This is a genomic window from Streptomyces sp. NBC_00663 (genome assembly GCF_036226885.1).
Taxonomy (GTDB): domain Bacteria; phylum Actinomycetota; class Actinomycetes; order Streptomycetales; family Streptomycetaceae; genus Streptomyces.
This window is the reverse complement of the sequence record NZ_CP109027.1, coordinates 2417172-2443225: the sequence shown is the minus strand read 5'-3', so window position 1 is coordinate 2443225 and position 26054 is coordinate 2417172. Positions and strand designations below refer to the sequence as shown.

At 70.9% G+C, this 26054-nt stretch carries 19 protein-coding genes; 7 read left to right on the top strand and 12 right to left on the bottom strand.

The window, feature by feature from the left end:
- Positions 1 to 126 precede the first annotated feature (126 nt).
- The gene (locus OG866_RS10920) at positions 127 to 594 is read left to right on the top strand and encodes an Lrp/AsnC family transcriptional regulator (protein WP_329333752.1); all 468 of its coding nucleotides are present in this window, start codon (positions 127 to 129) and stop codon (positions 592 to 594) included.
- A gap of 12 nt (positions 595 to 606) precedes the next feature.
- Here OG866_RS10920 and OG866_RS10915 read toward each other — a convergent pair whose 3' ends face one another.
- Complete coding sequence (locus OG866_RS10915; RefSeq protein WP_329333750.1) at positions 607 to 2355, bottom strand: aldehyde dehydrogenase family protein; 1749 nt, start codon at positions 2353 to 2355, stop codon at positions 607 to 609.
- Between the two features lie 5 nt (positions 2356 to 2360).
- On the bottom strand, positions 2361 to 3407 hold the full coding sequence (gene hisC, locus OG866_RS10910; RefSeq protein WP_329333748.1) for a histidinol-phosphate transaminase: 1047 nt from the start codon (positions 3405 to 3407) through the stop codon (positions 2361 to 2363).
- Between the two features lie 674 nt (positions 3408 to 4081).
- Between hisC and OG866_RS10905 the strand changes: the two genes are divergently transcribed.
- On the top strand, positions 4082 to 4213 hold the full coding sequence (locus OG866_RS10905; protein WP_329333746.1) for a hypothetical protein: 132 nt from the start codon (positions 4082 to 4084) through the stop codon (positions 4211 to 4213).
- Positions 4214 to 4344: 131 nt separating this feature from the next.
- On the opposite strand, the gene OG866_RS10900 is transcribed toward OG866_RS10905, so the two are convergent.
- Positions 4345 to 5919: an ABC transporter substrate-binding protein gene (locus OG866_RS10900; protein ID WP_329333744.1), complete on the bottom strand. Its 1575-nt coding sequence runs from the start codon at positions 5917 to 5919 to the stop codon at positions 4345 to 4347.
- Between the two features lie 393 nt (positions 5920 to 6312).
- Positions 6313 to 6504 (bottom strand): hypothetical protein, encoded by a 192-nt coding sequence (locus OG866_RS10895; RefSeq protein ID WP_329333743.1) that lies wholly within the window; start codon positions 6502 to 6504, stop codon positions 6313 to 6315.
- A gap of 126 nt (positions 6505 to 6630) precedes the next feature.
- Here OG866_RS10895 and OG866_RS10890 point away from each other — a divergent pair, with 126 nt between their 5' ends.
- From OG866_RS10890 to OG866_RS10880, 3 genes are all read left to right on the top strand, one after another.
- Positions 6631 to 7179, top strand: a complete 549-nt coding sequence (locus OG866_RS10890; protein WP_329333741.1) for a TerD family protein — start codon at positions 6631 to 6633, stop codon at positions 7177 to 7179.
- A 155-nt stretch (positions 7180 to 7334) separates the two neighbouring features.
- Entirely contained in the window at positions 7335 to 9152 is a 1818-nt protein-coding gene (locus OG866_RS10885) for a TerD family protein (RefSeq protein WP_329333739.1), read from the top strand.
- A gap of 43 nt (positions 9153 to 9195) precedes the next feature.
- Positions 9196 to 10155 carry a D-2-hydroxyacid dehydrogenase family protein gene (locus tag OG866_RS10880; RefSeq protein ID WP_329333738.1) on the top strand — a complete coding sequence of 320 codons (960 nt, stop codon included), beginning with the start codon at positions 9196 to 9198 and terminating at the stop codon, positions 10153 to 10155.
- Between the two features lie 176 nt (positions 10156 to 10331).
- On the opposite strand, the gene OG866_RS10875 is transcribed toward OG866_RS10880, so the two are convergent.
- From OG866_RS10875 to OG866_RS10850, 6 genes are all read right to left on the bottom strand, one after another.
- Positions 10332 to 11900: an MFS transporter gene (locus tag OG866_RS10875; RefSeq protein ID WP_329333737.1), complete on the bottom strand. Its 1569-nt coding sequence runs from the start codon at positions 11898 to 11900 to the stop codon at positions 10332 to 10334.
- Positions 11901 to 11982: 82 nt separating this feature from the next.
- Positions 11983 to 12438: a MarR family winged helix-turn-helix transcriptional regulator gene (locus OG866_RS10870; RefSeq protein ID WP_329333736.1), complete on the bottom strand. Its 456-nt coding sequence runs from the start codon at positions 12436 to 12438 to the stop codon at positions 11983 to 11985.
- 107 nt (positions 12439 to 12545) lie between these two features.
- On the bottom strand, positions 12546 to 14738 hold the full coding sequence (gene katG / locus OG866_RS10865; RefSeq protein ID WP_329333734.1) for a catalase/peroxidase HPI: 2193 nt from the start codon (positions 14736 to 14738) through the stop codon (positions 12546 to 12548).
- 74 nt (positions 14739 to 14812) lie between these two features.
- On the bottom strand, positions 14813 to 15250 hold the full coding sequence (locus tag OG866_RS10860) for a Fur family transcriptional regulator (RefSeq protein WP_329333732.1): 438 nt from the start codon (positions 15248 to 15250) through the stop codon (positions 14813 to 14815).
- A gap of 117 nt (positions 15251 to 15367) precedes the next feature.
- Positions 15368 to 18433, bottom strand: a complete 3066-nt coding sequence (locus tag OG866_RS10855; protein WP_329333731.1) for an FAD-binding and (Fe-S)-binding domain-containing protein — start codon at positions 18431 to 18433, stop codon at positions 15368 to 15370.
- Positions 18434 to 18452: 19 nt separating this feature from the next.
- The gene (locus tag OG866_RS10850; RefSeq protein WP_329333729.1) at positions 18453 to 18953 is read right to left on the bottom strand and encodes a MarR family winged helix-turn-helix transcriptional regulator; all 501 of its coding nucleotides are present in this window, start codon (positions 18951 to 18953) and stop codon (positions 18453 to 18455) included.
- Between the two features lie 99 nt (positions 18954 to 19052).
- On the opposite strand from OG866_RS10850, the gene OG866_RS10845 reads away from it, so the two are divergent.
- Positions 19053 to 19568: a YceI family protein gene (locus OG866_RS10845; RefSeq protein WP_329333728.1), complete on the top strand. Its 516-nt coding sequence runs from the start codon at positions 19053 to 19055 to the stop codon at positions 19566 to 19568.
- On the opposite strand, the gene OG866_RS10840 is transcribed toward OG866_RS10845, so the two are convergent.
- Together OG866_RS10840 and OG866_RS10835 are read right to left on the bottom strand one after the other, a co-directional pair.
- Positions 19549 to 21267 carry a hypothetical protein gene (locus tag OG866_RS10840; protein ID WP_329344034.1) on the bottom strand — a complete coding sequence of 573 codons (1719 nt, stop codon included), beginning with the start codon at positions 21265 to 21267 and terminating at the stop codon, positions 19549 to 19551. The two genes, OG866_RS10845 and OG866_RS10840, sit on opposite strands and share 20 nt — an antisense overlap.
- A 96-nt stretch (positions 21268 to 21363) precedes the next feature.
- Complete coding sequence (locus OG866_RS10835; RefSeq protein ID WP_443063516.1) at positions 21364 to 25434, bottom strand: molybdopterin-dependent oxidoreductase; 4071 nt, start codon at positions 25432 to 25434, stop codon at positions 21364 to 21366.
- A 176-nt stretch (positions 25435 to 25610) separates the two neighbouring features.
- On the opposite strand from OG866_RS10835, the gene OG866_RS10830 reads away from it, so the two are divergent.
- Positions 25611 to 26003, top strand: coding sequence for a cell division protein SepF (locus tag OG866_RS10830; RefSeq protein WP_329333724.1), 393 nt, complete (start codon positions 25611 to 25613; stop codon positions 26001 to 26003).
- The last annotated feature ends 51 nt before the right edge of the window (positions 26004 to 26054 follow it).

The window sequence follows — 26054 nt, the reverse complement described above, 5'->3', positions numbered from 1 at the left end:
TGACAGGAGAATGGTCGCGACCACGGAATATGTGTTCAATAGCTCGGCCGAACTGGCGATGAACTGCCGAATTGAGCGAATCGGGAGAACAATGTGTCTGAGGAAAACGCACCGGCAGGCTCGGTGGTGGGACAAAGTGCCGTCCCGCTCGACGACATCGACCGTCAGATCCTCAGCAGGCTCCTCGGCGACGGCCGGATCTCGGTCCGTGCGCTCGCCGAGCAGGTCCACATCTCCCGGGCCAACGCCTACACGCGCATCGGCAGACTGGTGGCCGAGGACGTCATCACGGGCTTCACGGCACAGCTGAACGCACAGCGGGCCGGCCTCGGTACCAGCGCCTACGTCACGATGAGCATCGACCAGAACGCCTGGCGTGACATCTCCCGCGCTCTGCGCGAGATCCCGTACGTAGAGCATGTCGCGCTCGTCACAGGCGACTTCGATGTGCTGGTGCTGGTGCGCGCACCGGACAACATGGTCCTGCGCCAGGTCGTGCTGGAGAGCATCCAGGCGGTGCCGGGAGTGCGCTCGACCCGCACCTGGCTGGTCTTCGACGAGGTACGTGGGCGCGGCGCCGTCTGGACCGCGTGAGGACCGGCCCGCTCACACGTCGATCAGTTCGGCGGCCGGGCCGGAGTCCGGGACGGCGACCGAGGCGGGCTCCGGCACGCGGGCAGCCGGCTGTTCCGCCGCCTGGGCCGGCCGGGCAGCGGCCTGCGGTACCGGCCACCGGGAACGCACGACACGGAACCGTCCGGTGACGAAATGGGCGGCGCTGCCCGGCGGGTCGGCGAGGGCCGAGGAAGGGTCGGCCGGCAGGTCGGCGAGGTTCACCGTCAGATGAGCCCCGGCGCCCAGCGCCGCCGTCTCGGCGGCCGCCAGCACCAGCGGATCGGTGGAGTGCACCGACGCGTGGAGCGCGCCGTGCCGCGCCGCCGCACGCCGCAGGAGCGCCAGACTGTGCGAGGTCGATTCGGTCCCCACCAGGAAGGAGACCGGTCCGGGCCATTCGCGTGTGTAGACGCGTTCGTCCGAGGCCCGCAGCCGCACGAGCAGCGGGCTGCGCACATCGGCGTGCGGATGATCCGGGTGGGGCACGGGAGCGGAGGCGTGCAGGACCGGGCCGTGCCGCGAGGCCCCGGCGAGGGCGCCGCGCACCTCGTCGCAGGTGATCGCGCCCAGCACCCGAGCCACGCGTGTGGGATGCCCGAGCAGACGGTCCACGGCCTCGCCGAGGTCGGCCCCGAGATCCCGGAGGGTCTTGTGGCCCTCGTCGGTACCGAAGCCCCGCTCGGGCACCAGGATGTTCTGCGGCGTGGTGCGCACCGTGCCGTTGCACAGGCACATGGCGAGGGCGAGGCCCCGCACCAGGCCCCGGTAGTCCTCGGTCGAGTCCACGACCATGGTGTTCAGCCCGCTCCGGTCGGCGAACACGACGGCCTGACGGGCGTGCACTTCCAGCCAGTCGGCGAATCGCGCGGAGCCGGTGAAGTCGACGATGCGCACCTCCGGGTCCGTGGCCAGCCGCTGGTGCACCCTCCGCTCCGGTTCCGCCACCGCCAGGGTCACGACATCCGGGAGATGACCGGCTTCCGCGAGCACCTGCCGGGCGACCCGCACCGTGATCGCCAACGGGAGCACCGAGCGCGGATGCGGGGCGACGATGACGGGGTTGCCGGTCACCAGGCTGGCGAACAGGCCTGGATACCCGTTCCACAGCGGGAAGTCCGGACAGCCCACGAGCAGCGACACCCCGCGGGGCACCAGGGCGCAGCCGCCCTGCATCGCCAGCGGCCGCCCGCCCCGTACGGCGCTCTCCCACCGCAGGTCGGCCGGGACACGCTCCGACTCGGTGAACGCCTGGGCCACGGCTTCCAGCGCGCGGTCCTGGGCGCGCGGCCCGGCGGCGCGCAGCGCGGCCGACAGCGGCTGGCCGGTGGTGTGGTGTACCGCAAGGGCCAGCTCGTGACTGCGGGTGTTCAGCCGACGCAGGATCTCCACGGCGAGTCCCGCGCGCTGGTACGGCCCCGCGGCCCGCCAGCCTGCCGCGGCCCGCGCAGCCGCCGCGACCAGCTCCGACGGGTCACAGCGTGGGTAGGCGATACCCAGATCGCCGAAGTACGGCGAGGACTCGGTGCCCACGCGGCCGACTTCGCCGGGCTGGCCCAGTTCGAAGGGCTTCCCCAGCAGGGAGTCGAACACCTTCCCGGCGGTGCGTGTCGATCTCATCCCCGCCTCGGCCGCGTCCTGGCCGGTCGCCTCGGTGAAGGGACGGCGGCGCTCACCGGCGGCGAGGCCCCGAGCGACGCTCTGGAGCAGCTCGCGATGCCGTTCGTACGCGCTGGGGCGCATCGCCTTCAGCCTCTCCACGCCGTGGCGAGTGCGAGCAGGGCGTCGTTCTCCTCCGGCAGACCGATCGTCACCCGGACGCCCTCACCGAGGAACGGGCGGACCACGACCCTCCCGTCGAGGCAGTGCGCGGCGAAGTCCGCGCTGTCGTCGGCGAGCGGCAGCCAGACGAAGTTGGAGTGGGAGTCGGGGACATCGTGGCCCAGCTCACGCAACCGCCGGGTGACACGGTCCCGTTCGGCGACCGTGAGCGCGGCCCGCCGGGCGACCTCCGCGCCTTCGCCAAGGGCGAGGACGGCTGCCCGCTGGGCGAGGGCGCTGACACTGAACGGCACCTGGGTCTTGCGCACCTGGGAGACGAGACCGGGCTGTGCGATGCAGTAGCCGACGCGCAGCCCCGCCAGGCCGTACGCCTTCGAGAAGGTCCGCAGCACCACCACGTTCGGCCGGTCGCCGAGGAGGGCGAGGGCGTCGGGGACCAGGGAGGGATCGGCGTACTCCCGGTACGCCTCGTCGACGACGATCAGCACGTCCCGTGGCACCCGGTCGGCGAAGTCGAGCAGCTCCCGCTCTCCGAGCGCGGTGGAGGTGGGGTTGTTGGGGTTGCACACGAACACCAGCCGGGTCCGGTCGGTGATCGCCTTGGCCATGGCGTCGAGGTCGAGAGTGTGTTCACGCAGGGGCACCTTCACCGCTGTTCCGCCCGCGACCGCGGTGAGGATCGGGTACGCCTCGAAGGAGCGCCAGCCGAAGACGACCTCGTCGGCGGGGCTGACGACCGTGTGCAGCAACTGTCCGCAGACCTCGGAGGAGCCTGCGCCCACCGCGATCCGCTCCGGATCGACTTCGTGGTGCGCGGCCAGGGCCTGGACCAGGTCGGTGGCATCCAGGTCGGGATACCGCGACACTCCGCCCGCCGCCTCCGCGAGCGTGCCGGCCACCCCGGGCAGCAGTCCGTGGGGCGATTCGTTGCTGGCCAGAACGATGGCTCCGGGCAGTTTGCGGCCCGGGACGTAGGCGGGCAGTTGAGACAAAGACGCACGGACACGCACCATGCTGGACTCGCTTCTGCAGCGCTGGGGCCCGAGGTCCTGCCGTCGGGCACTTGACAGGCACATCGTGAAGAGGAGACGACAAGCGCTCAACCCTTTGGCGAATTCGGCGACGGATCGCCAGGGCCGGCCCACCGGATCGGCAGACCGTCTCCCGCGAGGCCCTCCGGAGCACGCGGTACGAGACGCACGGCACGCCACGCATCGGCCATCGGAGCGCCTTCCCGGTCACGGCACGGACACAGCGGCCGGTCGAACGACCCCGCCGTGGGCGGGGTCCGGACAGACCGCTCGCCGCCCGGGCCACGAGATGCCCGCGGGCCGCACGATCCGATCGAGGGCGAACACGGACAGGACCCGCCGCCGGCTGAGCCCCGGGGCTTGGACAGGGTGCGCGATGGCTCTCGCGCTGCTGGTTGCGGGCTGCGGTCCGTGGTGACCTTCCACGAGGCGACCGACGGGAGCGGGTCGCCCTCCCAGGACGCGGCGGTCGTGACAGGGGCACGGCGTGAGGGCGATGCCCGGCCGTTGTGCGAACCGGCGCCGATGCGGGTCGAGTTCTGGACCCTCACCGCGACGACGACAGGGACGGAGATGTCATCCGTGCTGCGCTATGGGCTGTCCGTCGACGGAAGAAGGACCCGTACCGTCGGCTTCCCCGCCGGCCTCCTTGCCACGTGGGACGGTGCCGCACCCTCGTCGGGCACGCGCTGATCGAGGTCCGCGTCAACGTCGACGGCCACCGCCAGATCCTCGGTGCCCACGCGGCCATCACCGAGGACGGCGCCGACCGGCGGCCGTACCGGTGACAGTCGCCGCCCGAAACGGTCGCCCGGACCGCGAGGACGGCCGGGCCTGCTGCCTCAAGAACGGATCCGGCGTACTGCACACCGGGCCTGCTCGTGGCGTGTGTACCGACGAGCAGCGCCGGACGGCCGATTCACCAACTGGTCTTGCGGTGCAGCTCCCACATCTTCATGATCGTCGAGGGGTCGAGCGCCTCTTCGCCGCCGGAGATGTCGTCGCTGGCCGCGATGTACTGCCGCCCCTGCCAGAGCGGGATCAGGCGGGCGTCGTCGACGAGGATCTGCTGGGCCCTCTCGAAGTCCTCGACGACCTCGCCGCGGTCGCTCTCGCTGCGGGAGTCCGGCAGCAGTTTGCCGGTGATCACGGGTGACGGATAAGGCGTGCCGAGGGCGTTGTGGTCACCGACGAAGGGGGTGATGAAGCAGTCGGGGTCGGGGAAGTCGGGGAACCAGCCGCGCCCGAACACCGGGTACTCACCCTTCTGGTAACCGGAGACGAACTCCTTCCACGGCCGGCCCTTGAGGGTGATGGTGAACAGGCCCGAGCCGTCCAGTTGCCGCTTGAGCTCCTGGAACTCCTTCGTGGTCCCCGAGCCGTAGCGGTCCGTGGTGTACCAGACAGTGAGCGGAACCCGCTGGGTGATGCCGGCGGCAGCAAGGATCTTGCGGGCCTTGGAGGTACTGGGGTCGCCATAGGTGTCGAAATAGCCGGGGGTGTGGCCGGTCAGCCCGGCCGGGACCATGGAGTAGAGCGGGTCGACGGTGCCCCGGTAGACCCGGAAGGCGATGGCCGGGCGGTCTACGACCTGGGCAACGGCCTTGCGTACGGCCGGAATCCTGGCCCATGGGTCCTTGGGGTTGAACACCAGATAGTTGATGTCGATACCGGAGCCATCGATCAGTTGCAGGTCGGAGGAGTTGTACGACTGCAGGGCAACGATGTCGGACGCGGCAATGCCACGGTAGGTGACATCGATCGCCCCGGACCGCAGGGCTTCGACCATCGTGGCTGAATCATGGAAGTAGCGGAGGGTCACCGCGTCGTTCTGCCGGTCGGCGAAGCCCTGGTAGTCGTTGTTGCGGACGAGTTCGGCCTTCTCGCCGTCGTCGTAGGACTTGAGCGCGTACGGCCCGGAGCCCTGTGCCGACTCGTCCCTGCGCAGCGACTTGGCGGGGTAGTCCTCGGGGTCGACGATCGACATGGCCGGGGTGGCGAGCACGAACGGAAAGGTGGCGTCGGCCTTGTTGAGGTGGAAGACCACCTCGCGGTCATTGATCACCTGCACCTGGTCGAGGCTGCCGAGCAGTCCGGCCGGGCCACTGGGCGCGTTGATGGTCCGGATCCGGTCGACGGAGTACTTGACGGCCCGTGCGTCGAGTGTGTCGCCATCGGTGAACTTCAGGCCGGAGCGCAGTTCACAGTGGTAGGTGCGGTTGCCTGAGTCCGTGAAGGCGCAGCTCTTGGCGGCGTCGGGCTGGGGGGTGGTGGCGCCGTCGGGGTAGGCGAGCAGCGTCTGGTAGATGTTCCGGAACAGTTCCCAGGAGCCGTCCCAGGACCCGGCGGGATCGAGGGTGCTGGGGGCGCTGGTCGTCCCGACGACTATGGGTCCGCCGGCCTCTGCGCTGCTGGAGAATACGCCGCATCCTGCCACCAGTGATATGGACACGACAGCAGCCACTCCTCGCAGGACTCGGTTCTGGTTGAACACGCGCACACTCCTCGATCCGCCCTCCGAAGTTCGGCAGAACGTACGGGGTGCCGCCCCGACCTGATCCACCCCGAAAGCGCCTTGTTGCCGGAATGTGCTGTGCCGACGCTGCCGTCCCGGTGTGTCCGCCGGGATACGGCCGACGAAGCGCCTTCTCGGTCATCCTTGTGACGTCTCCGTGATCGCCGACTCGCACAGTCCCAGGGGCATGGCCTGTCACCACGCAGCCTCTGGTCGGGGCATCGATCGGCATGGGCGCGCGTATGACGCACGAGGCTCTCGGAGAGGCGGACAAAGGCACTCGCCGTGTCTGTACGAGCGCACGCACGAACTGGTCCACCTCGGCATCCACGAAGGCACCGAAGTGGTCTACGTGGCCAAGACGGGCGGACGTCAGCAGGCCCACGCGCCCGCCGACGTCCGCGAGTCGGTGCTGCGCGGACCGCTGGAACGCCGGGCCCGCAGGACCATCACCCGCGTCCGCTTCAGGACCGCCCGGTACGCGTCGACCGCGAGAGGCTCGTCGGCGGCCAGGAGGACATGATCGTGGACGTGGCGCTGGGGCCGGCCGAGTCCCGCTGGCATATGGGGACATGAGGAACGGCTTGCACCCGGCCGGAGAAATCTTGACCGAATTCTGGGACCGTTGACGAGGCATCAAAGTGCTGGCCACGACGCATACTTCACGTTACGGGGGCGTCTAGCCCCGGCATGAGGGGGAGTGGCAGGGTGAGTGGGGTCGGGGACGGGCTGGGCAAGGTCGAAGTGAAGCTTCGATGGGATCCGAGCCCGTACGGGGAGCCGCCTCGGCATCTCGACATCATCGCCGCGACCTACTCGGTCGACGATCCCCACGGGCGGCCGGTGTATGTCGTGCACTACGAGAGCCGGTCGCCGGACGGCACGATCAACATGACGCGGCACAGCGAGACCGGTATGGGGTACGGGTTCGTCGAGGCGATGGTGCTGGAGTTCGACCGGGTGTCGTCCGCCTATGAGCGGGTGGTGGTCGGGGTGGCCATTCATCAGGACACCGGGCCTCGTACGTTCGGGGAGATAGCCAACGCCGGCGTGGTCGTCCTCGACGGGTACCGGCCGTTGCTGGCGGACGACTTCGCGGGTGTCGCAGACGCCACCGCCGCGACCGTCGCGGAGTTCACCAGGGATGCGTCCGGGGCGTGGCGGTTCCGCGGGATGGTGCGGGGGTACGACAGCGATCCCGTGCTCTTCGCCGCCGAAATGGGCAGCACGCGGCAGTGAGTTGTGGGCGGGGGTCTTCACGGGGACCTTCACGGGGGCTTCACGTATCACGCACCTCGCGTGCGAAAATCCCACCTGGTTGATCGTCGCCGACGGGTCGAGAGGGTCTGAGCAGTGGCTCTCCGCTCGCCGCACCGGGGGAGGGAAAGCGCCCTATGGTCCTGTTGTCGTCCGAGCTCAAGTGGCCTACCCAGTCCGAGTACTTCCACGACTGGGCGCTCGTGGACGTGGAGACCTCGGGGCTGCGGCCCGGCCGGGACCGGGTGCTGTCCCTCGCCATCGTCACGCTGGACCCGCAGGGGCGGCAGACGGGGGAGTACGCCACCCTCCTCGACCCGGGCTGCGACCCCGGCCCTGTGCACATCCACGGTCTCACTTCCGAGCGTCTCGCCGGTGCGCCCACCTTCGAGGAGATCGCGCCTCAGGTGGGGGCCCTGCTCAGCGGTCGGGTCCTGGTCGCGCACAACGCGCAGTTCGACTACGACTTCCTGGCCCACGAGTTCGCCCATGTTCGGTCCTGGGTGCCGGTCAGCAGGCGGTTGTGCACGCTGGCCCTCAACCGTCTCGTCGGGCCCGCGACGCCCGACCTCAAGCTGGGCACGCTCGCCGCGCACTACGGGGTGCGGCAGGAGAAGGCCCACGACGCGCGGGACGACGTACGCGTGCTCTCCGGCATCCTGCGCGGCTCGCTGGGCGCGGCCGAGCGGCTGGGGTTGTCCCTGCCGCTGCTGGAGTGTCCGCCTCGCCAGGACTACAAGCCGTACGTGCCCAAGACGCCCTGTGCGTACCGCAATCCGGGGCGGCTGGAGCCGGGCGGGGTGCTGGTGCAGGGCATGAAGGTCGCGATCACAGGGGACACGCGGATCGCCCGTGAGGAACTCGTCGCCCGTTCGGTGGCGGCCGGGCTGAATGTGATGACCTCGGTCAGCGGCCAGACCAGCGTCGTCGTCACCAACGACCCCGGCGCCGGGTCCGGGAAGCTGCGTCGTGCCGCGGAGGCGGGGGTCGGGTCGGTGGACGAGGCGACGTATCTGCGGTTGCTGGAGAACGTGCGGCCCGGGCAGGCCAAGGGCGTGGCCCGGCAGCGGCGTGCCGAGGGAACGCCCACTGAGGCGAAGGCCGTACGACCTGCGGCCGAACCCGTGCCGGTACCTGGCCTTCCGACCCAGCGCACCGCCGCCCCGTCGCTCGGCGGCCGCCGGGTTCTCGTCCTGGGCGGCACCCACGACGCGGCCGCGGAAGCACGGGCGCGTGCCGTCGCTCTCGGTGCCTCGGCCGCGGTGAACCTGTCGGCGAGCGTGACCGACGTCGTCGTACTCCCCGGCGGGGAAGCGGACCGACGGATGGGGCGCATCGCCACCCTCGGTCTGCGGGTGCACGACGCCGACTGGCTTCTCGCGCCCGCCCCGGCTGCGGCGCCGGGCACGGCCGGGGAAGTGTCGGACACGGCGGCGATACTGGTCCGCGGTGCCGTCCTCGACCTCTCCGACACCGGCACGGCCTGGACGGTGGCCGCCACCTGGCGTCAGCAGACCGTGTGCGACGTGGATGTCGTCGCCTTCGCGGTCGATGCGCGGGAACAGGTGGCGGGGGACGAGGACTTCGTCTTCTACGGTGCCCCCGAGCACCCGGACGGCACCGTACGGCTCGCCACGGACGGTCCGACCGAGCAGGCCGTCACCGTCGATCCGGAGCGGCTGCCCCTGGAAGTCCACCGGGTCGTCGTCGCCGCCGCGATCGACGGTGCCGCGACCTTCGCCGACGTCGGGGCCGTCGAGATCACCGTCACCCGCGGGGTCGGCGCGGCCCCGGCCGCCCGGGCCACCCTCGACGCCGCCACCACCGAGCGCACCCTGATCCTCGCCGAGCTCTACCGCAGGGGCGACGGATGGCGGCTGCGTGCCGTCGGGCAGGGGTACGACCATGGACTGGCCGACCTCGCTCGCGGTTACGGCGTCGATGTCGCCGAGTGACCTCCAAGGGCGGCCTGCCACAGCGGACAGGCAGAATGCCCGTATGACCGTTTACTGCGCTGTGCTGGACGACTACCAGGGCGCCGCCCTGGCCCTGGCGGACTGGAGTGGCCTCGAGGGCCGGGTCGAGGTGCGTGCGTTCCGTGAACACATCGCCGACCGGGACAAGCTGGCCGCCGAACTGGCCGACTGCGAGATCGTCGTGGCCATGCGAGAGCGCACGCCCTTCGACGCCGATCTGCTGAGTCGGCTGCCCCGGCTGCGGCTCCTGGTGACCAGGGGGATGCGCAACGCCTCCATCGACCTCGCCGCGGCGGCAGCCCAGGGGGTGACCGTGTGCGGTACGGCCAGCAGCTCCACCCCGCCCGTCGAGCTGACCTGGGCGCTGCTGCTCGGCCTCGCCCGGCAGGTCACCGTCGAGAGCCGGGCGATGCGCGAGGGCGGGCCGTGGCAGTCCACCGTCGGGCAGGACCTGCACGGTCGCACCCTGGGCCTGCTCGGCCTCGGGAAGATCGGTACGCGGGTGGCCAGGGTCGCCGCCGCCTTCGGCATGGAGGTCCTGGCGTGGAGTCAGCACCTCACCGCCGAGCGGGCGGCGGAAGAGGGGGTCCAACTCGCCGACAGCAAGGAGGACTTGCTGCGCCGCAGCGACTTCGTCTCGGTCCACCTCGTGCTGTCCGACCGCACCCGCGGGCTGCTCGGCGAGCCGGAACTGCGCGCCATGCGCCCGCACGCCTTCCTGGTCAACACCTCCCGCGCCGCCATCGTCGACCAGGAGGCGCTGCTGCGTGCCCTGCGCGAGGGCTGGATCGCCGGCGCCGGTCTCGACGTCTTCGACACCGAGCCCCTGCCCGCCGACGACCCCCTGCGCACCCTGCCGAACGTGCTGGCCACCCCGCACCTCGGCTATGTCACCGAGCACAACTACCGCACGTACTACCGGGAAGCGGTCGAGGACATCGCCGCCTACCTCGACGGCAGCCCTGTGCGCACGCTGACCTGAAAGGCACGGCCTAGATAGGGCCTGTCCGGCGGACCCCCACTCTCGACTGCGCTCGAGCGGGGGGACCCCCACCGCGTCGCCGCCCTCCTCCGCCTTGCATTCCGACGCACCAGCCCCCGCTCACCAGCGTCGATGCGACACCGCTGCTTCCCTGCGACCTGATCCGCCGGAAGGCCCTAGCGTCCGGGCGCCCGACGTACCCCCGTCGCCGCCACCACCGCCCCCAGTACGCACAGCGCCCCCGCGACCAGCACCGCCGTGTGTACGCCGTTCATGAAGGCCTGGTGGCTGCCCTCGACGACCGCCGACCTCAGCCGCTCCGGCATCTCCGCGGAGACGGGGGCGGCACCCATGGCCACCGCGTCCTTCGCCTCGGCCAGCGCGGTCGACGTCCCGGCGGGGACGCCGGCGGAAATCAACTCGTCGGTGAGGGTGGCGCCGACGCGGCTCGTGATGAGGGAGACCAGCACGGACGTACCGAGCGCGCCGCCGATCTGGAGCGCGGTGGCCTGGAGACCGCCCGCCACTCCGCCGTCCTTCACCGGCGCGTTGCCGACGATCGCGTCGGAGGAGGACGCCATCACCATGCCGACGCCCAGACCGAGGGCGATGAACGGCGGCCACATGGTGGTGTACGAGGAGTCCGCGCTCCAACTCAGCATGGTGAAGCAGGCGATGGCCTGGAGCGCCATGCCGAGCGGCATCGTCAGGCGCGGGCCGAAGCGGTCCGTGAGCGCGGCGCCCAGCGGGGAGGCCACGACCGAGGCCAGGCTCAGCGGCAGGGTGCGGACACCGGCCTCGACGGGGGAGAAGCCGCGCACGTTCTGCAGGTACAGCATGACAAAGAAGATCACGCCGAGCAGCACGAAGAAGTTCAGCGCGGTGATGACCGTGCCGATCGTCAGCGCCGGGTTGCGGAACAGGCGCATCGGCAGGAGCGGGGAAGCCACCCGGGTCTCGTACCGGCCGAAGAGCACCAGGATCAGTACGCCCGCCGTGATCGCGCCCAGCGTGCCGCCCGAAGTCCAGCCCCACGTCTCGCCCTTGACCACTCCGAGGACGACGGCGAGCAGGCCGAGCGCGAGGAGAGCGACACCGGCGATGTCGAACTTCTCTTCCGCCGCGGCCGTGTTCCTGCTCTGCGGCAGGACTGCCGCGCTGAAGACGATCGCCACGACGCCGATCGGGGCGTTGATGTAGAAGACGGACTCCCAGTTGACGTGCTGCACCAACAGGCCGCCGACTATGGGGCCGAGGGCCGTCGACACCGACGAGACCATCGCCCAGATGCCGACCGCCATCCCGAACTTCTTCGGCGGGAACACCGCGCGCAGCATGCCCAGGGTGTTCGGCATCAGCAGTGCGCCGAAGAAGCCCTGCACCGCGCGGAAGACGATGACGCCGGTGATCGAGCCGGACAGGCCGATGGCGACGGACGCGGCGGTGAAGCCCGCGACGCCGATCAGATAGAAGGTACGGCGGCCGAAGCGGTCGCCGAGCTTGCCGCCGAGGATCAGGGCGGCGGCGAGGGCGAGCAGATAGGCGTTGGTGACCCACTGGAGGTCGGCGGTGGAGGCGTGGAGGTCCCGGCCGATCTCCGGGTTGGCGATCGAGACGACCGAGCCGTCGAGGCCGACCATGAAGAGGCCGAAGGCGACGGCCACAAGGGTCAGCCAGGGGTTGGCGCGCGGGCCGCGGGGTGTCGCGGTGGCGTCCGTAGGGGTGGTCAGGGTGGCGGAGGGCATGGCTGTGCCGGTCCTTCGTGAGGCGTAGGGGAGAACACGTGCGCGCACCGGACCGCCGAGGGTCCGGTGAGGGCGTGAGTGATCAGCGGGCGTGGGTGTGGAGGTGTCCGCTGAGCGACTCGAGTGCTCCCAACGCCGAGCCGAGGGCGTCCAGTTCGCCGTCGGTGAGGGCGCGCAGGGCGCGCGCGAGATGGGCGCCCTTGAGCTGGTTGACCTCGGCGAGACGTTGCCGGGAGGTCGGGGTGAGATGCAGATGCGCGACCCGCTTGTCGGCGGGGTCCGGCCGGCGTTCCAGCAGTCCCAGCTCGGTCATCTGTGTGACCAGCGCGCTCACGTTGTTCGGCTTCATCAGCAGGGCGTCCGCGGTCTCGCGCACGGTCACGCCCTCGTGTGCCTCGACATGGCGCAGCAGGGCCAGCTGGGCCTCGGGCGGCTTGGGGTGCGGGAAGTCCTGGCCGACCTGGCGGTCCAGGGCGCGGTAGAGGGCGGGCAGGCACGCCGCGAGGCCTGCGGCCACGTGGTCGATGTCCTGGCGCATGGGGGAAGGATAAGTATCCCGTAATACCTATGTCAACATAGGTGATCGGCCCGGGCATGCGTGTGGGGCGACCCGTACGGGCCGCCCCACATCAACGGATCAAGCGATCAGACCAGGTCGAAGCGGTCCGCGTTCGAGACCTTGACCCATGCCGCGACGAAGTCCTTCACGAACTTCTCCTTCGCGTCGTCGCCCGCGTACACCTCGGCCAGCGCCCGCAGCTCGGAGTTCGAGCCGAAGACCAGGTCGGCACGGGTGCCGGTCCACTTGACCTCGCCGGTGGCGTCGTCGCGGGACTCGAAGACCGTCTGGTCCTCGGAGACGGCGGTCCAGGTCTGGCCCAGGTCGAGCAGGTTGACGAAGAAGTCGTTCGTCAGCTTGCCCGGGGTCTTCGTGAGGACGCCGTGCGCGGTGTTCTGGTAGTTGGCGCCCAGGACGCGCAGACCGCCGACGAGGACGGTCAGCTCGGGGGCGCTCAGGCCCAGCAGGTTCGCCTTGTCGAGCAGCAGGAACTCGGCCGGCAGCCGGTTGCCCTTGCCGAGGTAGTTGCGGAAGCCGTCGGCGGTGGGCTCCAGCGCGGCGAAGGACTCCGCGTCCGTGTGCTCCTCCGTGGCGTCCACACGACCCGGGGTGAAGGGCACCTCGATGTCGTGACCGGCGTCCTTGGCGGCCTTCTCGACACCGGCGGCACCACCGAGGACGATCAGGTCGGCGATCGAGACCTTCTTGGCGCCGGTGTTGAACCCGGCCTGGATCCCTTCGAGGACGCGCAGCACCTGGGCCAGCTGGTCGGGCTCGTTGACCTCCCAGCCGGCCTGCGGCTGGAGGCGGATACGGGCGCCGTTGGCACCGCCGCGCTTGTCGCTGTTGCGGTACGTCGAGGCCGACGCCCACGCGGTGGACACCAGCTGCGCGACCGACAGGCCGGACTCGAGCAGCTTGGCCTTGAGCGCCGCGACGTCGGCGGCGTCGATGGCCTCGCCCTCGGCCTCCGGCAGCGGGTCCTGCCACAGCAGGGTCTCCGCCGGGACCTCGGAGCCGAGGTACAGCGACTTCGGGCCCATGTCACGGTGGGTCAGCTTGTACCAGGCGCGGGCGAAGGCGTCCGCGAACTGGTCGGGGTTCTCGTAGAAGCGACGCGAGATCTGCTCGTAGACCGGGTCGAAGCGCAGCGACAGGTCGGTGGTGAGCATCGTCGGGAGCTTCTTCTTCGACGCGTCGTGGGCGTCGGGGATGATCGCCTCGGCGTTCTTGGCGACCCACTGGTGGGCGCCGGCCGGGCTCGCCGACAGCTCGTACTCGTACTCGAAGAGGTTCTTGAAGAACCCGTTGCTCCACTGGGTCGGCGTGGCGGTCCAGGTGACCTCCAGGCCGGAGGTGATCGCGTCGCCGCCCTTGCCGGAGCCGTAGGTGCTGGCCCAGCCGAGGCCCTGCGCCTCGATCGGGGCGGCCTCGGGGTCGGCGCCGACGTTGTCGGCCGGGCCGGCGCCGTGGGTCTTGCCGAAGGTGTGGCCACCGGCGATGAGGGCGACGGTCTCCTCGTCGTTCATCGCCATCCGGCGGAAGGTCTCACGGATGTCGCGGGCCGCGGCGATCGGGTCCGGGTTGCCGTTGGGGCCCTCGGGGTTGACGTAGATCAGACCCATCTGGACCGCGCCGAGCGGGCTCTCCAGCTCACGGTCGCCCGTGTAGCGCTGGTCGTCGAGCCAGACCTTCTCGGGACCCCAGTAGACGTCCTCCTCCGACTCCCAGACGTCCTCGCGGCCGCCGCCGAAGCCGAAGGTCTCGAAGCCCATGGACTCAAGGGCCACGTTGCCGGCGAGGATCATCAGGTCGGCCCAGGACAGGCTCTGGCCGTACTTCTTCTTCACCGGCCACAGGAGTCGGCGGGCCTTGTCCAGGTTGCCGTTGTCCGGCCAGCTGTTCAGCGGGGCGAAGCGCTGCTGGCCGGCGCCGGCGCCGCCGCGGCCGTCGCTGATGCGGTAGGTGCCGGCGCTGTGCCAGGCCATCCGGATCATGAAGGGGCCGTAGTGCCCGAAGTCGGCCGGCCACCAGTCCTTGGAGTCCGTCAGTACCTCGGCGATGTCCTGTTTCACGGCCGCCAGGTCCAGGGCCTGGAACGCGGCCGCGTAGTCGAACTCCTCACCGAGCGGGTTCGCCACGGCGGGGTTCTTGGCGAGGATCTTCAGGTTCAGTCGCTCCGGCCACCACTGGCGGTTGCCGCCACCCTGGGTGGGGTGCAGGGCGCGGTCGTGCGCCACGGGGCACTTGCCCTCGGGGGCGGCGTTGCTCTCGGACATGGGGGAATCCTTCCGGACGGGGCGGATCGTTGAAGCGCAGGAACTGCTGGTGGTGCTGGTGGTGCTGGTGGGGCTCAGGAACTGCTGGTGGACGAGCAGGCGGGGCACAGGCCCCAGTAGATGACCTCGGCCTCGTCGACGGTGAAGCCGCGGTCGTCCGCTGCGGTCAGACAGGGGGCATGACCGACCGCGCAGTCGACGTCGACGACGACGCCGCACGACCGGCACACCAGGTGGTGGTGGTTGTCGCCGACACGGCCTTCGAAGCGGGCGGGGCTGCCCGGCGGCTCGATACGGCGCACCAGCCCGGCCGTGGTCAGCGCGTGGAGGGCGTCGTACACGGCCTGGAGCGATATGTGACCGACCCGGTCGCGCACACCCTCGGCGATCATCTCGACGCCGAGGTGGTCCCCGGCGCGGACGGTCTCCAGCAGGGCGACCCGGGCGGCTGTCACCCGCAGGCCGGCACCGCGCAGCTCATCGGCGGGGGTCGGGGTCCGGGGTGCGGTCATGCGGACAACCTACCGCGCTAAACACGAATAGTTCAAGAAAAGGAATCCTCCCAGTTTGGTGACGCGCATCTTGACCGGAAGAGAACCCCCGGGGATCCGGGGAGGGGGCGCGCGGGATCACCGTCGTAGCAGCCGCGCCGCCCCGATCGCCGCCCCGATCGCGGCACCCGCCGCCGCCCCGCTCCCCGCCAGCGCGAGCGCCTGGGCCCGCCGTCCCGGAGGCGCCGGGCGGACGCCCGGGGCCACCCCGTACGCGCTGCCCGGAGCGCTGCCGTCCGGCAGCCCCACCGCCAGCAGCTCCGCCAGATGGACCGCCTCATGGCCGCCGCTGTCGAACTCGGCGATCTGGGTACGGCAGCTGAAACCGTCGGCCAGGACCACCGTCTCCGGCGCGGCCTCCCGCAGCCTCGGCAGCAGGACGCGCTCCGCGCAGGCCTCGCTCACGTCCAGATGGCCCGGCTCGAAGCCGAAGTTCCCGGCCAGCCCGCAGCACCCGGAGTCCAGGCGCTCGGCGTCGACACCGGCCCGCCGCAGCAGCGCGGCGTCGGCGTCCCAGCCGAGGACCGCGTGCTGATGGCAGTGCACCTGGGCCAGGGCGCGCGCGGACCGCTCCGGGACCTGTGGGGGTACATAGCCGGGGGAGTGCTCGGTGAGCAGCTCCGCGAGCGTCACCGTCCGGTCGCGCAGCCGTCGTACGTCCCGGTCGCCGGGGAACAGGTCGCCCGCGTCGGAGCGGAACACCGCCGAGCAGCTCGGCTCCAGCGTGACCACCAGCCCGTCGTCCCGCACATGCGGCGCGAGACGTCGTACGGTACGGCCCAACACCCGCTCGGCGACGCCCAGTTGCCCGGTGGAGATCCAGGTCAGCCCGCAGCACAGCGGCTCGGTCGGCAGCTCCACCCGCCAGCCCGCGTGCTCCAGCAGGGCCACGGCGGCCCGGCCGACGTGCGGATGGAAGTGGTTGGTGAAGGTGTCCGGCCACAGCAGGACACTGCCGCGCGAACCGTCGCCGTACGGCTCATGGCGGGCGAACCACTGTTGCAGCGTCTCCCCGGCGAACAGCGGAATCTCCCGGTTCTCCACCCCGGCGGCGGCCACGGCCGCCCTCGACAGGACCGGGGTGTGGGTGAGCGCGTTCACGGCCGGGCCGAGCCGGGAGCGGCCCACGGCCTGCGCCACCAGCGGCAGCCAGCCCATCGACAGGTGCGCGCGGGGCCTGCGCCACCAGCGGCCCTCGTAGTGATGGGAGAGGAACTCCGCCTTGTACGTCGCCATGTCGACGTCGGCCGGACAGTCGCTCTTGCAGCCCTTGCAGGCCAGACACAGATCGAGCGCGTCGTGCACCGCCCGTGACCGCCAACCGTCCTGGATCGCGCTGTCGCCATGACCGTCGAGCATCTCGAACAGCAGCCGCGCCCGGCCCCGCGTGGAGTGCTCCTCCTCCCGGGTGACCTGGTACGACGGGCACATCACCGACCCCTCGCTGGTCAGCTGCCGGCATTTGCCCACGCCCACACAGCGGTTGGCGGCATCGGCGAAGGAGCCGCCGTCGTCCGGGAACTGGAAATGCAGGTCCTTCGGGGCGTACGGGGCCCAGTCACCGCCGAGCCTGAGGTTCTCGTCGAGGCGGTACGGCGTCACGACCTTCCCGGGGTTCATCCGGTTGAGCGGGTCGAAGGCACCCTTCAACTCCTCGAACGCGGCGACCAGTTGCTCCCCGAACATTCGCGGCAGCAGCTCGCCCCGGCTCTGCCCGTCGCCGTGCTCACCGGAGAACGAGCCGCCGAACTCGGCGACCAGATCGGCCGCCCGCTCCATGAACCGCCGGTACGCGGCGACCCCGTCGGCCGAGTACAGGTCGAAGGGGATCCGGGTGTGCACGCACCCCTGACCGAAGTGGCCGTACAGGCTGGGCCCGGTGTCGCTGAGATACCCGAACTCGTCGTACAGGTGCCGCAGTCGGCGCAGATAGTCGCCGAGCCGCTCGGGCGGTACCGCCGAGTCCTCCCAGCCCTCGAAGGTGTCGGGCCGGCCCGGGATGTGCGCGGTGGCGCCGAGGCCGGCCTCGCGGACCTGCCACAACTCCGCCTCGTGGGACGGGTCGTCGAGGAAGGCGACCGTGGCATCGTGCTCGGACTCGTGCAGTGCGTCCAGCATCCGGTGCGCGTGCTCATCGGACTCCTCGACGGTGTCACCGCCGAACTGCACCATCAAATAGGCGTTTCCCTCGGGGAGTTGGGCGCGCGCCTTCGGATTGAGACGCTTGATCCGCTCGTCCCGGATCAGCCGTGAGTCGACGCCTTCGAGCGCGATCGGCTCGTACGGCAGGATCGCGGGTACGGCGTCGGCGGCCGTGTCGATGTCCGGGAAGCCGAGGACGACCAGCGTCTGCTCCTTCACCACCGGCACCAGCTTCAGTTCGGCGCGCAGGACGGTCACCAGCGTCGACTCGCTGCCGACGAGCAGGCCGGCGACGTCGAAGCCGTGCTCGGGCAGGAGGGAGTCGAGGTTGTAGCCGGAGACCCGGCGGGGGATGTCCGGGAAGCGGTGGCGGATCTCGTCGGCGTGGGTGTCACGGAGGGCGCGCAGATGGCGGTAGAGGGTGGCGCGCAGGTCGCCCTGCCGTTCGATCGCGGCGTACTCCTCGTCACTGGTGGGGCCGCACCAGAACCGGGTGCCGTCGTAGAGGAGCACCTCCAGGCGCGCGATGTTGTCCACGACCTTGCCGTACGCCTGGGCGGTGGCGCCGCAGGAGTTGTTGCCGATCATGCCGCCGAGCGTGCAGTTGGCGTGCGTGGCCGGTTCCGGGCCGAACCTGAGCCCGGTGGGGGCGAGCCGGCGGTTGAGGTCGTCCAGGACGATGCCGGGCTGGACGACGCAGGTACGGGCGTCGGCGTCCACGGATTCGAGACGACCGCAGTACTTCGACCAGTCGATCACCACCGCGGTGTTGGTGCACTGACCGGCGAGGCTGGTACCGCCACCCCGGGACAGCACGGGGGCGTCGTACTCCCGGGCGACCGCCACGGCCTCGGCCGCGGCCTCGGGGGTACGCGGCACGACCACGCCGATCGGGGTCTGCCGGAAGTTGGAGGCATCGGTGGAGTAGGCGGCACGGGACCCGGCATCGAAGCGGACCTCGCCGTCCACGCGGTGACGGAGGGCTGATTCCAGGGTGGGCATGGACGCCGGGTACCCAGATTTACGGGTCGACGGGCTCCGTCGTCGCCTCCGGTATCAGCGCGCGCAGCGCCTCGCACTGGGCCGGGCCCATGACGCGGGACAGGCCCTCAGTGACCGTCTCGGCGAGGGTTGCGGAGGCGTCTTTGAGCAGGCCTCGGGCCTTTTCGGTGAGGGCCACCTCTACGCCTCGTTTGTCGCCGCAGACGGACTGGCGGGTGATCAGGCCCGCGTGCTGGAGGCAGGCGATCTGGTAGGTGAGGCGAGTCTTGGGGCGGCCGAGGAGTTCGGCGACGCGGGTCATGCGCAGCGCCTCGCCGGAGTGTCCGGCCAGCAGGCACAGGATCAGGAACTCGTCGTGGGAGACGTCCAGCCGCTCCTTGACCACGGAGCGCAGCTCCTGCTCGACGGCCCCGGTCGCGGCCAGCATCAGCATCCAGGCGTGCAGTTCCGCGGGGAGCAGCCCGTCACTCGCGGACGCGGGGCAGTCGGAGTGGTCGGGGTGGTGGGAGTCGGCGGCCATGGGTTCCAGTGTATCTGTTGTTCAAATTTGGATTAGAGGCTACGGTGGGTCGTATCGCATCATCCAAATTTGGACTACAGCCTCGCAGGAGTGAGAACCATGACCGTCGCCGTCGAAACCGGGACCTGGCAGCTCGACACCGCCGCCACGACCGTGGGGATCAAACACAGGACGATGTGGAACCTGGTCACCGTGAAGGGCACCTTCGGCGCCGTCAACGGTCAGGGCGAGGTACGGACCGACGGGTCGGCCGTGGGCACCCTGACCCTGGACGTGGCCTCCCTGGACACCAAGAACGCCAAGCGGGACACGCACCTGAGGTCCGCCGACTTCTTCGACGCCGACAACCACCCCGAGATCACCTTCGCGGTGCGCAGCGCCGAGCTGCGCGACGGGGAGAAGGTTCATGTGATCGGTCAGCTGACCGTGCGCGGCATCAGCCGTCCGCAGTCCTTCACCGCCCGGCTCGTCGGCGCGGACGCCGACTCGGTCACCCTGGACACCGAGTTCTCCGTGGACCGCGCGCAGTTCGGCATGGGCTGGAACCAGCTGGGCATGATCCGCGGCCTCACCACGGTCACCGCCACACTGCGGTTCACCCGGACGGCAGCCTGACGTAGGTGGTCGACAGGGTCTGGGGTGCGGCCGTGAAGACCCGCAGCCGCAGGTGCGCGCCGGCCCTGGGGATGACGTACCGCCCGCCGTACGGCTCGGCGGGCGGCCCGAGCTCGTAGCTCGCCGTGGTGTGGGCCGGGAGGGACTTCGGGCCGCGCACGATCCGCCAGTACCGGCTCATGCCCTGGCCCGCGGTCAGCATGAAGTGGGGCGTGAGCGTGGTGCCGGAGGTGTTCGTGACCGTGAGGGCGAGCCGGGACGCCGTGACCGGACGGGAGCGGTGCAGTGCCGTGACGTGCAGGTGGAGGGGCGGTTCGCCCGTTGCGGCGAGGGTGGCCGCCAGGAGGGCCGGGACCAGGGCCAGCGCGGCTACGGCGACCCGGGTGCGGTGGGTGCCCAGGCGTGGCTGCCACGCGCCCGCGAACTCCGACGCCGGTGCCGTGACCGCCGTCGCCAGCCACAGCGGCGTCATCATCAGGTAGTAGCCGTCCTGCGAGCGGGTCGCCAGGAAGAAGGCGCACCAGGGCAGGACCGTCGCCGCGGGGCCGAGCCGGCGTACGAAGAGCACGAAGACCAGGAACAGGCCCGCCGCCAGCAGCAGGCTCGCGTGGGAGTACCAGTCGAGCCGGTCGCTGCCGTTCGTGAGGTACAGGGACACGTCCACCAGGCCCTGGCCGTGCAGCACCGCCCCCTGGGTGAGCGGCAGGGCGATGCCGTCCAGCCAGGCCGTCGGTTCGCTCACGACGAAGTACGTGTTGATCAGCAGCCATACGGTGGCCGCGACCCCGGTGAACCGGAGCACGAGCAGGGCCGCCGGACGGGCGCCCAGTTCGCCTCGGCGTACGGCGTAGAGGCCGGCCAGGAGGAACGGGGCCAGGAACCACGGGAGTTGCTGTGCGGCGCAGGCCGCGCCGAGGCAGGCGGCACGTGCCATGCCGGGCGCACCCAGGCGGCCGCCCCTTCCGATGCGCGGCCAGCCGACGACCACGGGGACCAGCAGGGCCAGGCCCACGATCGCCGGGTAACCGAGCCGGGCGTACTGGGGCAGGATGCCGAAGCCGAGGAAGACCATGGTCGCCGTCGGGCGCCAGGGGGCGGGCAGCATCCGCCACAGGGCGATGGCGCCGACGATCAGCGCGGCCGTGCTCACCGCCGTCGCCGGGGCGGCCCCGTGGCCCAGCCAGAGGAGGGGCGCGGTCAGCAGCGGGGCCAGTGGGGGATAGCCGTAGGTGAGGTCGTAGGTGCCGGTGACCGTGGGGGTGAGGGCCACGGTCCGGCCGAACAGCCAGGGCCATGGCCTGCCGTACATCGGATGGCCCGCGGCCAGCTCCTTCGCCGCCTGGGTCGTCAGCTGGGCCTCGTCGCTGCCCTGGTGGAGCAGCACCCAGGCGCACACCGTCAGCGTCACGGCCGTCAGCAGGATCAGCAGGTCGAGGCGGGCCAGGGAGCGGCGGCGGCGGACCGTCAGGGCCAGCACCCCGCACGCCAGGATCGAGACGTAACAGAGGGAGATGACCGCGGCCACCGCCGGCCGGTGCGCCGCCGCCCGCGTCCACACCGCGCGCGTGCCGATGAAGAGGCTGATGTCGGCGAGGAGGGTGAGGACCCGGTGCCACTGCGCGGGAGGTTCCGAGGCGGGGCGTTCCGGGGCGGCGGACACCGCCGGCTGCGTCCGCCGGCCGGGTGCCACCGGCGTCATGTCTGCCAAGTGCACGGCACGGACCGTAATCGGGCCCGGTGAGCGGGGCGGTGACGGAGGTGAAGAGTCCGGTGTGAGACCGGTAAAAAAGTATGGTCAGTACACATCCCGTACATATCGCTTCGCCGTCGCCAGCTGCTTCACGTACGCCGTCGCCTCGTCCTCCGTCAGACCGCCGTGCGTGACCGCGATGTCCCTGAGGGCCCGGTCCACGTCCTTCGCCATGCGGGAGGCGTCGCCGCAGACGTAGAAGTGGGCGCCGTCCTGGAGCCAGCGCCACAGCTCGGGGCCGTGTTCGCGCATCCGGTCCTGGACGTAGACCTTCTGCCGCTGGTCGCGGGAGAAGGCGGTGTCGAGACGGGCGAGGGTGCCCTCGGCGAGGAGCTCGGTCAGCTCCTCCTCGTAGTAGAAGTCGCTGGCCTGGTGCTGCTCGCCGAAGAACAGCCAGTTCGGCGCCCGGTGGCCGAGTGCGCGCCGCTCCTGGAGGAAGCCCACGAACGGGGCGACTCCGGTGCCGGGGCCCACCATGATCATGGGTGTGGTCGCGTCGGCGGGCGGGCGGAAGTGCGGGGAGGACTGCACGAAGACCGGCACCTCGGTGCCGGTGTCCGCGTCCGCGAGGAACGGCGAGCAGACCCCGCCGCGCGGCCTGCCGTGCAGGTTCTCGTACCGGACCACGGAGACCGTGAGAGAGACCCGGTGCGGGTCGGCCAGCGGGCTCGACGATATGGAGTACAGGCGGGGTTGCAGCTTCTTGAGCACGGTCGCCCAGTCGGCCGCGCCCGCCCGGACCGGGTGTTCGGCGAGGACGTCGACCGCCTGGCGTCCCCAACTCCACTTTGCCAGGCCGTCCTTGTTGTCAGGACGCAGCAGTCGGCGCAACTCCCGGTCGTCGCGGGTGTGTTCGGCGACGAAGCGGAGGAAGTCGGGGGTGATGCGGGTGATGTCGAGGTGGCGGTGCAGGGCCTCGGCGAAGGGGACCTCGTCGACTCCCGCCACGGACACGGCCGTCGAGCCGTCCACGCCGGTCGCCGCCAGCCACTCCGCCACCAGGGACGGGGAGTTGACCGGGCGGACGCCGAGCGCGTCGCCCGCCTCATAGGTCAGGGGAGTGCCGCTCGTGTCGAAGGTGAACCGGCGCACCTCCTTGCCCGCGCCGGGCCGGCTCAGCAGCCGGTTGCCGACGAGCCGGGCGGTGATGGGGGCGGGCCTGGGGGCGCGTGCCTTCGGTTTCTGTGGCGCCTGGCGTGGTGTCTCGGTGTCGCCCAGCGCGGACAGCACCTGGTCCAGCCAGGCGTCCGCGGTCGGCTCGTAGTCCGGTTCGCAGTCCGTGCGCGGGGCGAGCCGGACCGCGCCCAGCTCGTCGAGGCGGGCGTCCAGCCGGCGGCCGTGGCCGCAGAAGTCGTCGTACGACGAGTCGCCGAACGCCAGCACCGAGTACCGGACCCCGTCCAGGCGCGGGGCCTGCTCGGCGGCCAGCAGCTCCCAGAAGCCGGACCCGTTGTCGGGGGCGTCGCCGTCGCCGAAGGTGCTGGTGACCAGCAGCAGGTCGGCGCCCTTCGGGAGGGTGCCGGGGTCGGTGTCGTCCATGCCGAGCAGGCTCGCGCGATGCCCGCTCTCGGACAGGCGGTCGGCGACCGCGCCGGCGAAGTCCTCCGCGTTGCCCGTCTGGGAGGCCCACAGCACGACGATCTCGCGGCCGGGGCGCTCCTGCGGCGCCGCCGCGGAACGCGAGTACATGCCGGCGAGGACACCGTTCACCCACAGCGCGTGCTCCGGGCTGAAGGGCGCGTTCGGCGGCAGCACCGGGACGCCGGGCGCGCCCGAGTCGATGCCCGCGAGGAAGCCGGTGAGGTAGAGCCGCTCCTGCGCGCTGAGGACGGGCGGCGGGGCGGTCGCGAGGCCGAAGGGGTCGGCGCCCGGGGTGACGGAGGTCGGGACGATGACCTCCGAAGGGACCGCGACCTTCGGCTCGTGGACCTTCGCCAGCGACACCGCACACACCTTGAACTCGGGCTGGAAGGAGATCGGGTCGACGGCGTCGCTGGTCACGGCGTTGACGCTCAGATACTCGCCGAACAGGTCGTTCCAGTGGAACGGCGCGAACACGCACCCCGGCCGTACCCGGTCGGTGACCACCGCCGGCAGCACCGCCCGGCCGCGCCGCGAGGCCACCTCCACCCCGTCGCCGTCACCGATCCCGAGCGCCCGCGCGTCCTCGGGGTGCAGCTCCACGAACGGCCCGGGGTTCAGCTTGTTGAGCTTGGCGACCTTCCCGGTCTTGGTCAGCGTGTGCCACTGGTGCTGCACCCGCCCGGTGTTCAGCACGAAGGGGAAGTCGTCGTCCGGCAGCTCGGCGGCCGGCAGATGCGGCCGGGGGTGGAAGACGGCCCGGCCGGTCGGCGTCGGGAAGCGCAGGGTGCCGCCCTCGACGTACCGGATCGGGTTGCGGGCGGGACCGTCCTCGGCGGCGGCCGGCCACTGCACGGGAGTGGAGCGCAGCCGCTCGTAGGTCACCCCGCGCAGATCCCAGCCCGTGACGGGGTTCCAGGCGCGGCGGATCTCCTCGAAGACCTCCTCGGCGCTGTCGTACGAGAAGCCCGTCTCGTACCCCATCTCGCGGGCGACGGCCGCGATGATCCGCCAGTCCGCCATCGCCTCGCCCGGCGGGTCGGCGACAGGGGCGGTCAGGGTGAGGTTGCGCTCGCTGTTGACGAAGACGCCCTCGCCCTCGGTCCACATCGCGCCGGGCAGGACGACGTCGGCGTACGCGTTGGTCTCCGTGTCGGTGAACACGTCCTGGGCGACGACGAACTCGGCGGCTTCCAGGCCCTCGATGACGGTACGGCGGTTGGCGACCGAGGCGACCGGGTTGGTGCAGATGATCCAGCAGGCCTTGATCTCGCCGTCGGCCATCTTCTGGAACATCTCGATCGTGCCCTTGCCGACGCCGTCCTTGCGGACGGTGCCGGGCGGCAGCTCCCAGAGGTCCTCGATGAACGCGCGCTCGGCGTCGACGAGGACGGACCGCTGGCCGGGCAGGCCCGGGCCCATGTAGCCCATCTCCCGGCCGCCCATGGCGTTCGGCTGGCCGGTGAGGGAGAAGGGGCCGGAGCCGGGGCGGCAGATGGCGCCGGTCGCGAGGTGCAGGTTGACCAGGGCGTTGGTGTTCCAGGTGCCGTGCGTGGACTGGTTGAGGCCCATGGTCCACAGGCTCATCCACTCACCGGCCTCGCCGATCAGCCGCGCTGCCGTGCGCAGGTCCTCCTCGGCCAGCCCCGTGAGCCCCGCGACGGCCGCCGGCGTGTAGTCGGCGAGGAACTCGGGCATCGCCTCCCAGCCCTCGGTGTGCGCGGCGATGAAGTCGGGGTCGGTGCGGCCGTCGGCGAGGAGGAGGTGGAGCAGGCCGTTGAGGAGGGCGAGATCGGTACCGGGCTTGATCTGGAGGAACAGGTCCGCCTTCGCGGCCGTCGCGGTACGCCTCGGATCGACGACGATCAGCTTGGCGCCCGCCTTGACCCGCTCCATCATCCGCAGGAAGAGGATCGGGTGGCAGTCGGCCATGTTCGAGCCGATGACGAAGAAGGCATCGGCCTTCTCGAAGTCCTCGTACGATCCCGGCGGCCCGTCGGCGCCCAGCGACAGCTTGTAACCGGCCCCGGCGCTCGCCATGCACAGCCGGGAGTTCGACTCGATCTGGTTCGTCCGTACGAACCCCTTGGCGAGCTTGTTCGCCAGGTACTGGGCCTCCAGGCTCATCTGCCCGGAGACGTAGAAGGCGAGCGCGTCCGGCCCGTACGTGTCGATGATCCGGCGGAGCCTGCGAGCCGTCTCGGAGATCGCGTCCGCCATCGGGGCGGGCACGGGCTCCTCGCCCCGGTCGTCCCTGACCAGCGCGGTGGTCAGCCGGCCGGGTGCGGCGAGCATCTCGGCCGTGGTCGCGCCCTTGGTGCACAGCCGCCCCGCGTTCGCCGGGTGCGCCTTGTCGCCGCCGGCCTTCAGGACGGTACGGCGGCCGTCCGGCCCCCTCCCGATGTCCAGCACGATCCCGCAGCCCACCCCGCAGTAGGAGCAGACCGAGCGCACCTGGGACGTGGGGGTGGTGGGGGTCACACGCTGCTCTTTCCTGACGGCCGGCTCCTGGTCGAGAGCGTACGAATCGCCCATTACGTCGATGTCACATGGCTTGATCATGAGGAGTTACGTCGGCCACACAGCGCTCGACGGCCCGATGTGAGGGGGTGTGACGGTGGCGGTCCGTGTCGCTGTTGGGCCGAACGGGTGACTTGGCGTAAGAATTGGCTGGTGCAGGCAATGAAGGCGAGCGATTTCGGGGGGAGCCGGTGAACAGCCACGACGTCACCGATGAACAGTGGGAAGGGCTCGCCCAGGTCGTTCCTTTGCGTGGCCGGGACGCCTGGCCGTCCTCGGTGGGCCATCGGGCGATGCCGGAGGCGGTCACGGAGCGGCGCCGCCGGTTCGTCGTCCTCCGCGTCAATGTGTTCGGGGACGCCCGCGAGGTCGCCGAGACGCTGATGGCGGGCATACCGGTGCTGCTCGATCTGACCGGCGCGGAGGGCGACGTCGCCAAGCGCGTCCTCGACTTCAGCACGGGCGTGGTCTTCGGGCTGAACAGCGGGATGCACCGGGTCGACCGCAATGTGTTCCTGCTGACGCCGCCCGGGACCGAGGTGAGCGGGTTGATGGAGGGGGCCGCGGGGACACACAGCGGGTGACGCCGCCGGGCCGTTGAGGTGCGGTGTCGCTCGATCGTAGGAAGGCTGCCC